Origin of the sequence: Kineosporia sp. A_224, assembly GCF_002198655.1 — a bacterium.
In the GTDB taxonomy this organism is placed as follows: domain Bacteria; phylum Actinomycetota; class Actinomycetes; order Actinomycetales; family Kineosporiaceae; genus R-H-3.
The window spans coordinates 54,238-61,306 of sequence record NZ_MWLN01000224.1; the positions used below are offsets into that span (position 1 = coordinate 54,238).

At 72.6% G+C, this 7,069-nt stretch carries 6 protein-coding genes; 3 read left to right on the forward strand and 3 right to left on the reverse strand.

What is annotated here, in order from left to right:
• Window positions 1-13: 13 nt before the first annotated feature.
• On the reverse strand, window positions 14-1,351 hold the full coding sequence (gene ccrA, locus EDJALFJO_RS29915; RefSeq protein ID WP_088289998.1) for a crotonyl-CoA carboxylase/reductase: 1,338 nt from the start codon (window positions 1,349-1,351) through the stop codon (window positions 14-16).
• A 249-nt stretch (window positions 1,352-1,600) separates the two neighbouring features.
• Here ccrA and EDJALFJO_RS29920 point away from each other — a divergent pair, with 249 nt between their 5' ends.
• Window positions 1,601-3,004 carry an alkaline phosphatase PhoX gene (locus EDJALFJO_RS29920; RefSeq protein ID WP_088290000.1) on the forward strand — a complete coding sequence of 468 codons (1,404 nt, stop codon included), beginning with the start codon at window positions 1,601-1,603 and terminating at the stop codon, window positions 3,002-3,004.
• A 110-nt stretch (window positions 3,005-3,114) separates the two neighbouring features.
• Here the strand turns inward: EDJALFJO_RS29920 and EDJALFJO_RS29925 are convergent, their stop codons facing one another.
• Together EDJALFJO_RS29925 and mce are read right to left on the reverse strand one after the other, a co-directional pair.
• Entirely contained in the window at window positions 3,115-3,993 is an 879-nt protein-coding gene (locus EDJALFJO_RS29925) for an LLM class flavin-dependent oxidoreductase (protein WP_088290002.1), read from the reverse strand.
• A 12-nt stretch (window positions 3,994-4,005) separates the two neighbouring features.
• The gene (gene mce / locus EDJALFJO_RS29930) at window positions 4,006-4,437 is read right to left on the reverse strand and encodes a methylmalonyl-CoA epimerase (protein ID WP_088290004.1); all 432 of its coding nucleotides are present in this window, start codon (window positions 4,435-4,437) and stop codon (window positions 4,006-4,008) included.
• Between the two features lie 121 nt (window positions 4,438-4,558).
• Between mce and EDJALFJO_RS29935 the strand changes: the two genes are divergently transcribed.
• Together EDJALFJO_RS29935 and meaB are read left to right on the forward strand one after the other, a co-directional pair.
• Entirely contained in the window at window positions 4,559-5,761 is a 1,203-nt protein-coding gene (locus tag EDJALFJO_RS29935) for an acetyl-CoA C-acetyltransferase (protein WP_088290006.1), read from the forward strand.
• A 32-nt stretch (window positions 5,762-5,793) separates the two neighbouring features.
• A complete protein-coding gene (meaB, locus tag EDJALFJO_RS29940) occupies window positions 5,794-6,762 on the forward strand; it encodes a methylmalonyl Co-A mutase-associated GTPase MeaB (protein WP_088290008.1) in 969 nt (322 codons plus the stop codon).
• Window positions 6,763-7,069 lie beyond the last annotated feature (307 nt).

Genomic DNA, 7,069 nt, shown 5'->3' on the forward strand with positions numbered 1-7,069 from the left:
CCGCGCAGTGGGCCTATACGTTCCTGAATCGCATGATGGCCTCGAGATGACGCTCGCGGGTCACCTCGTCACGCACGCCGAGTCCTTCACCCGGCGCCAGGCAGATTACCCCGACCTTGCCCTGGTGGAGGTTGCGATGGACATCAAATGCCGCTTCCGGCGCAAGATCGAGTGGGTAGGTCTTGGACAGTGTGGGGTGAACGAGCCCTCTTGCTACCAGATCGTTAGCACGCCATGCCTCTGAGTAGTTGGCGAAGTGCGAACCGACGATCCGCTTGAGGTTCATCCAGAGGTACCGGTTGTCGAACTCGTGCATGAAACCGGACGTCGAGGCGCACGTGACGATGGTGCCGCCGCGCTTGGTCACGTAGACGCTCGCGCCGAACGTCTCCCGTCCGGGGTGCTCGAACGTGATGTCGACGTCCCGGCCGCCGGTGAGCTCGCGGATCCGGGCGCCGAGGCGCTTCCACTCCTTCGGGTCCTGGGTGTGCTCGTCCTTCCAGAACCGGTACCCCTCTGCGGCACGGTCGATCACGAGCTCGGCACCCATCTTGCGGCAGATGTCGGCCTTCTCCGGACTCGAGACGACGCAGACCGGCGTCGCGCCCGACGCGAGCGCCATCTGGGTCGCGTACGACCCGAGACCTCCGGAGGCACCCCAGATGAGCACCGTGTCCCCGAGCTTCATCGCGGCGCCGTTCGTCGAGACGAGCTGGCGGTAGGCGGTCGAGTTCACCAGGCCGGGGGAGGCGGCCTCCTCCCACGTGAGGTGGGCCGGCTTCGGCATGAGCTGGTTGGACTTCACGAGGGCGAGCTCGGCAAGACCGCCGAAGTTCGTCTCGAAGCCCCAGATCCGCTGCTCCGGGTCGAGCATCGTGTCGTCGTGGCCCTCGGGCCGCTCGAGCTCGACGGACAGGCAGTGCGCGACGACCTCGTCGCCGGGCTTCCACATGTGCACACCGGGGCCGACCCGCAGGACGACGCCCGACAGGTCCGAGCCGACGACGTGGTAGGGCAGGTCGTGCTTCTTCGCCAGCGGTGAGGAGCGGCCGTACTTCTCCAGGAACCCGAACGTCGAGACCGGCTCGAAGATCGACGTCCACACGGTGTTGTAGTTGATGGAGCTCGCCATCACGGCGACGACCGCCTCGCCCGGGCCGAGCTCGGGGGTCGCGACGTCCTCGACGTGCAGGCTCTTGCGCGGGTCCTTGTCGCGGGTCTTGAGACCCTCGAACATCCCGGCCTCGTCCTTGTGGACGGTCAGCCCCCGGTAGTGGTCGGGGACGGCGATCGCCGCGAAGTCCTCGCTCGTCGCTGTCCCGGACACGATGGCGTCGCGGATCTCTTTCACGGCAGGGCCTCCAGACGGTCTTGGTGCCGGGCTCGTTCGCGAGGGCGGAACGTTCACGCCCTCCTCTGCGAACGTAGCCAGGGCACGCGGACGGCGACACGGACCTACCGGTGACGAGGGTCACCCGGTGCGGGCTTGGCCCGGACGTCGCACGTTCGTCGGCCGTGACGGTGATCTTCGCCGGGCCGTCACCCGGCGCCGCGAGGCTCACGCCGTCCTCAGGCCTCCACCTCTCCCAGGAGCGCACCCATGCGTGCACGCAAGACCACCGTCGCCGCCGTCGCGGGGGCGCTCGTCCTCGCGACGGCCTCCGTCGCCTTCGGGGCCGTCCTCGCCGACTTCGGCGTCGAGCGGGACCGCGAGCTGAACAGCGACGCCCGCGAGCTCTACGGCGTCCTCGGCGGCATCCCGACCTCCTCGACCGCCGACCTCACCACCGCGGAGGCGCTCGCGAACCCGCTCGGGCTCGCGAAGCTGGCCCCGGGCCTCAAGGCGCGGGTCGTCACCGCGGGGAAGGCCGCCCCGGTCATCGACCAGATGGTCCTGTGGCCCGCAGGCAGCCCGAAGTACCTCATCGGCTGCAACGAGGAGGGGACCGCGGAGGTCGCCCTCCAGCGCATCGACCTCGCGACCGGTGACGCCGTGACGATCGTGAGGTCGGGCCTCGTCTCGTGCGACCCGGTCCGGGTCACCCCGTGGGGCACCGTCCTGTTCGGCGAGGAGGCCGGCCCGACCGGGGCCATGTTCGAGATGATCGACCCGCTGTCGGTCACCGACGCGACGATCGACCGGACGACCGGCGTCACCTCGTCGCCGAACATCCGGCGCGTCGACGCGTTCGGCTTCCTCTCGTTCGAGGGCCTCGCGGTGCTGCCGAACGGCGTGACCTACTACGGCGACGAGCTGTCGGCGAACCGCGGTGCGGCCGGCGGGGCCTACTTCAAGTTCGTCCCGACCACCCTGTGGGCCGGCGGCGCGCCGATCACCTCGCTCGACCAGTCCCCGTACGCGTCGGGGTCGGTCTCGGGCCTGCGCGTGGGCTCGACGAACAACAACGGCCAGGGCTTCTCGTACGGCCGGGGCGCCTGGCTCCCGCTGGCGAACACCACCGGCCAGCAGCTCGGGGCGCTCGCGTCGGCGAACAAGCTCACGGGCTACTACCGCCCCGAGGACATCGACGTCGACCTCAGGGCGCTCGCCGCGGGCACCGTCTCGTGGTGCGGCAACAACACCGGCCGTGACTCGGCGCGCTACTTCGGCGAGACGATCTGCGTCTCCGACGGCACCCCGGCCACGGCCGCTGCCGGCACCTCGGTCCCCGAGGTCACCCTGTTCGTCCAGGGCAACCAGGAGATCAACATGCCCGACAACATCGCCTACCAGCCGGGCCGGGCGAACTGGATCGTCCACGAGGACGGCTCGACGGTCGGCGCGCAGGGCGGCGACCGGAACAACGACCTGTGGGACTGCCTCGCGGACGGCAGGGACGTCGACACGATGTCCGACGGCTGCATCCGGGTGGCGACGCTGAACGACCTCGACGCGGAGTGGACGGGCGGCTTCTTCGACCCGACCGGGAAGACGTTCTACGTGAGCGTCCAGCACAACTCGAGCGGCTTCGGCACGGTCCTCGCGATCACCGGCTGGCGCTGAGCCACCCCTGGGAGGCCGTGAGCGGCCGTTCCTTCCCGGTCGCCGGCCTCGCGGCGGTCCGTCCCCCTCGGCGGGGGCGGGCCGCCGTTCGCGTTCCCCGGGCCCGAGGTTCAGCCTGCGAGGTACGGGGCGACCTGCGCGGCGAGCCCGACGAACGCCTCGTGGTCGGTGACGTCACCGGTCGGCTGCAGGATCACGGCGTCCGCCCCGGCGTCGGCCCAGCGGCGCAGCCGCCCCGCGACCTCCTCGGCGTCGGCGCCGTGGACGCCGACCTCGCCGTCGGGGTCGACGCCCGGCCAGAGCCGGGCGTCCGCGCGCAGCCGCTGCTCGGCGTCCGCGCCGACGGTGGCCATGACGAAGACCGTGACCCGGTGCGGGTCCGTCCGGCCCCCGGCCGCGCGCCCGGCGTCGATCGCGGCGCGGGCGGCCCGGACCTGGTCGGGGGTCGTGCCGCCGGTGAGGACCGTGCCGTCGCCGAGCTCGCCGGCGAGCGCGAGGGTCTTCGGGCCGGTCGCGCCGACGTGCACGGGGACGGGGCCGGACGGCGGCCAGTCGAGGCCGACGTCGTCGAGCCGGACGTACGCGCCGTCCGTCGTGACGCGCCGCCCGGCGAACAGCTCGCGGTAGGCCGCGAGGTGCTCGCGCATGAGCCCGAGCGGGGACGCCGGCCGGGCACCGACCTGGGCCATCCAGTCCTGGACGCCGTGCCCGACGCCGAGGACGAACCGGTCGGGGAACAGCCGGGCGAGCGTCGCGACCTCCATCGCGGTGATCGCGGCGTTGCGCAGCGGCAGCGGCAGGATGCCGATGCCCAGCCGGACGCGCGTCGTCCAGGCCAGGGCCGCGGCGGACGCCGTGAGGCCGCCCTCGCGGAAGCAGTCCTCCCAGAGCCAGAGCTCCTCGACGCCTGCGTCGTCCGCGGCGACGGCGACGGAGCGCAGCCGCTCGGGCGGCAGGGCGGGGACGAAGATCGCGCCGACGACGGTCATGCCGTCATCGTGTCAGTGCGCGTGCCCCTTCGCCGGTTCGACGAGCTCCACGAGGACGCCGCCGGCGTCCTTCGGGTGCACGAAGTTGATCCGGCTGTTCGCCGTGCCGTGCTTCGGCTCCGGGTAGAGCAGCCGGACGCCGCGCTCGCGCAGGGTCGCGCAGACGGCGTCGACGTCCTCGACCCGGTAGGCGACCTGCTGCAGGCCGGGCCCGCTGCGGTCGAGGAACTTCGCGATCGTCGACTCCGGGGTCAGCGGCGCGAGGATCTGGATGCACGAGCCGGACGACCCGACGCCCATCATCGCCTCGTGGACGCCCTGCTCCTCGTTCGTCTCCTCGTGGAGCAGCTCCATGCCCAGGACGTCGCGGTAGAACGTGACGGCGGCGTCGAAGTCGGGGACGGCGACGCCCACGTGGTCGATCGCGGTGAAGAGCTCCTTCATGGCTTCACCGTAGCGAGGCCGCCGCGGACCTCCGTGTGACGAACGTCGCGGGGCCGGGCATGGTCGTACGGGAGCACGTCGTTACGTTGGACGCAGCTGCCGTCGACGCCAGGAGGACCTCATGACCGACCCCGCCCGCACGTCCGTGATCGTCGCCGGCGCCCGGACCCCGATGGGGCGTCTCCTCGGCTCGCTCAGGGACTTCTCGGCCACCGATCTCGGCGGCGTCGCCATCAAGGGCGCGCTCGAGAAGGCCGGCATCGCCGGCGACCAGGTGCAGTACGTGATCATGGGCCAGGTGCTCGCAGCGGCGGCCGGGCAGATCCCGGCGCGCCAGGCGGCCGTCAAGGGCGGCATCCCGATGAGCGTGCCCGCGCTGACGATCAACAAGGTGTGCCTGTCGGGCATCGACGCGATCGCCCTGGCCGACCAGCTGATCCGGGCCGGGGAGTTCGAGATCGTCGTCGCCGGCGGCCAGGAGTCGATGACCCAGGCGCCGCACGTGCTCACCGGGTCGCGCGAGGGCTTCAAGTACGGCGACACCAAGCTCACCGACACGATGGCCTTCGACGGCCTGTGGGACATCTTCACCGACCAGGCGATGGGCGGGCTCACCGAGAGCGCGAACGAGGCCGACCGGGCGTTCACGCGCGACGAGCAGGACGCCTTCGCGGCGCGCTCGCACCAGCTCGCGGCGCAGGGGTGGAAGAACGGCGTCTTCGACGACGAGGTCGTCGCGGTCGAGATCCCGCAGCGCAAGGGCGACCCGGTCCTGTTCAAGGAGGACGAGGGCGTCCGCGGTGACACGACCGCCGAGTCCCTCGGCCGGCTGCGCCCCGCGTTCCGCAAGGACGGCACGATCACCGCGGGCTCGGCGTCCCAGATCTCCGACGGTGCGTGCGCCGTCGTCGTCATGAGCAAGGCCAAGGCCGAGGAGCTCGGGCTGACCTGGCTCGCCGAGATCGGCGCCCACGGCAACGTCGCCGGCCCGGACTCGACGCTGCAGGACCAGCCGGCGAACGCGATCCTCGCCGCCTGTGCCAAGGAGGGCATCACGCCCGCCGACCTCGACCTGCTCGAGCTCAACGAGGCGTTCGCGGCCGTCGGACTCGCGTCGACGAAGAAGCTCGGCGTCGACCCGGACAAGGTCAACGTCAACGGCGGCGCCATCGCGATGGGCCACCCGCTGGGGATGTCCGGCGCACGGATCGCGCTGCACCTGGCCCTGGAGCTCCAGCGCCGCGGCGGCGGCGTCGGCGCGGCGGCGCTGTGCGGCGGCGGCGGGCAGGGCGACGCGCTCATCGTGCGCGTGCCGAAGGCCTGAGAACCGCTGCCCCGCGTGGAAGGGTCGACCTCGTGAGCCGACCCGTCGACGTCCCTGCCCTCGTCGGGGGAGCGCGCGCGGGGAGCCCGCGCGCGCTCGCCCGGCTGCTCTCGCTCGTCGAGGACGCGCACCCCGCGCTGCGCGAGGTGATGGCCGCGCTCGCGCCGTACGGCGGCCGGGCGTGGGTGCTGGGGCTGACAGGGTCGCCGGGCGTCGGCAAGTCGACGACGACGTCCGCGCTCGTCGGCGCGCTGCGCGCCGAGGGGCTGCGGGTCGGCGTCCTCGCGGTGGACCCGTCGTCCCCGTTCTCCGGCGGGGCGCTGCTCGGCGACCGGATCCGGATGCAGGACCACGCGACCGACCCCGGGGTCTTCATCCGCTCGATGGCGACCCGCGGGCACCTCGGCGGGCTGTCCTGGGCGACGCCCCAGGCGCTGCGGGTCATGGACGCCGCGGGCTGCGACGTCGTCCTCGTCGAGACCGTCGGCGTCGGCCAGAGCGAGGTCGAGGTGGCCTCGCTGGCCGACACCACCCTCGTGCTCCTCGCCCCCGGCATGGGCGACGGGATCCAGGCCGCGAAGGCCGGGATCCTCGAGATCGGCGACGTGTTCTGCGTCAACAAGGCCGACCGGGACGGCGCCGACGCGACGGTCCGCGACATCGAGCACATGGTGCGGCTCGGCGGCGACGGCCGGGCGCCCGGGTCGTGGCGGCCGACCGTCGTCAAGACCGTCGCGGCCAAGAACGAGGGCGTCACGGAGCTGCTCGCGACGCTGCGCGCGCACCACGCGTGGGCCGCCTCCTCCGGCGAGCTCGACCGGCGCCGCCGCCGCCGGGCCGCCGGCGAGATCGAGGCGATCACCGTGACCGCGCTGCGGCAACGGATCGGCGACCTGACGACCGGTCACGGGCTCGAGGACCTCGCGGCCGACGTCGTCGCCGGCCGCACCGACCCGTGGGCGGCGTCCGACCGGCTGCTCGCGGACCTCACCGCCGGCTGAGCCGGCTCGTGCCGGTGCTCCGGCGGCGCTGCCGGACGGTCCCGGTTCGGTGGCGTCCGCTCGTCGGTACAGCTGTGCCGGAGGCTTTGCTCTGCCCTCAGAAGTGAGGGTGCCGCGCCACAGCTTCGTCGTCACCCGGCGACTCGCCGGTCAGCTGCCGGCGTGTCGCGCAGGAACGACGAAACTGTGGCGCGCATCGTCCGCCGCACCCTCACAAGTGAGGGCAGAGCAAGCATCCGCGCGACCGGCTGCCCCTCGACCGGGGCCCGGGCGGGCGGGGCGGGTCAGTCGCTGGGGCGGTTGGCGA

What these genes read in the sequence shown, in the direction of transcription:
- EDJALFJO_RS29925 (WP_088290002.1), bottom strand. Translation starts at nt 3,993, where the DNA reads ATGACCGTCGTCGGCGCGATCTTCGTCCCCGCCCTGCCGCCCGAGCGG.
- EDJALFJO_RS29935 (WP_088290006.1), top strand. Translation starts at nt 4,559, where the DNA reads ATGACCGACCCCGCCCGCACGTCCGTGATCGTCGCCGGCGCCCGGACC.
- EDJALFJO_RS29920 (WP_088290000.1), top strand. Translation starts at nt 1,601, where the DNA reads ATGCGTGCACGCAAGACCACCGTCGCCGCCGTCGCGGGGGCGCTCGTC.
- mce (WP_088290004.1), bottom strand. Translation starts at nt 4,437, where the DNA reads ATGAAGGAGCTCTTCACCGCGATCGACCACGTGGGCGTCGCCGTCCCC.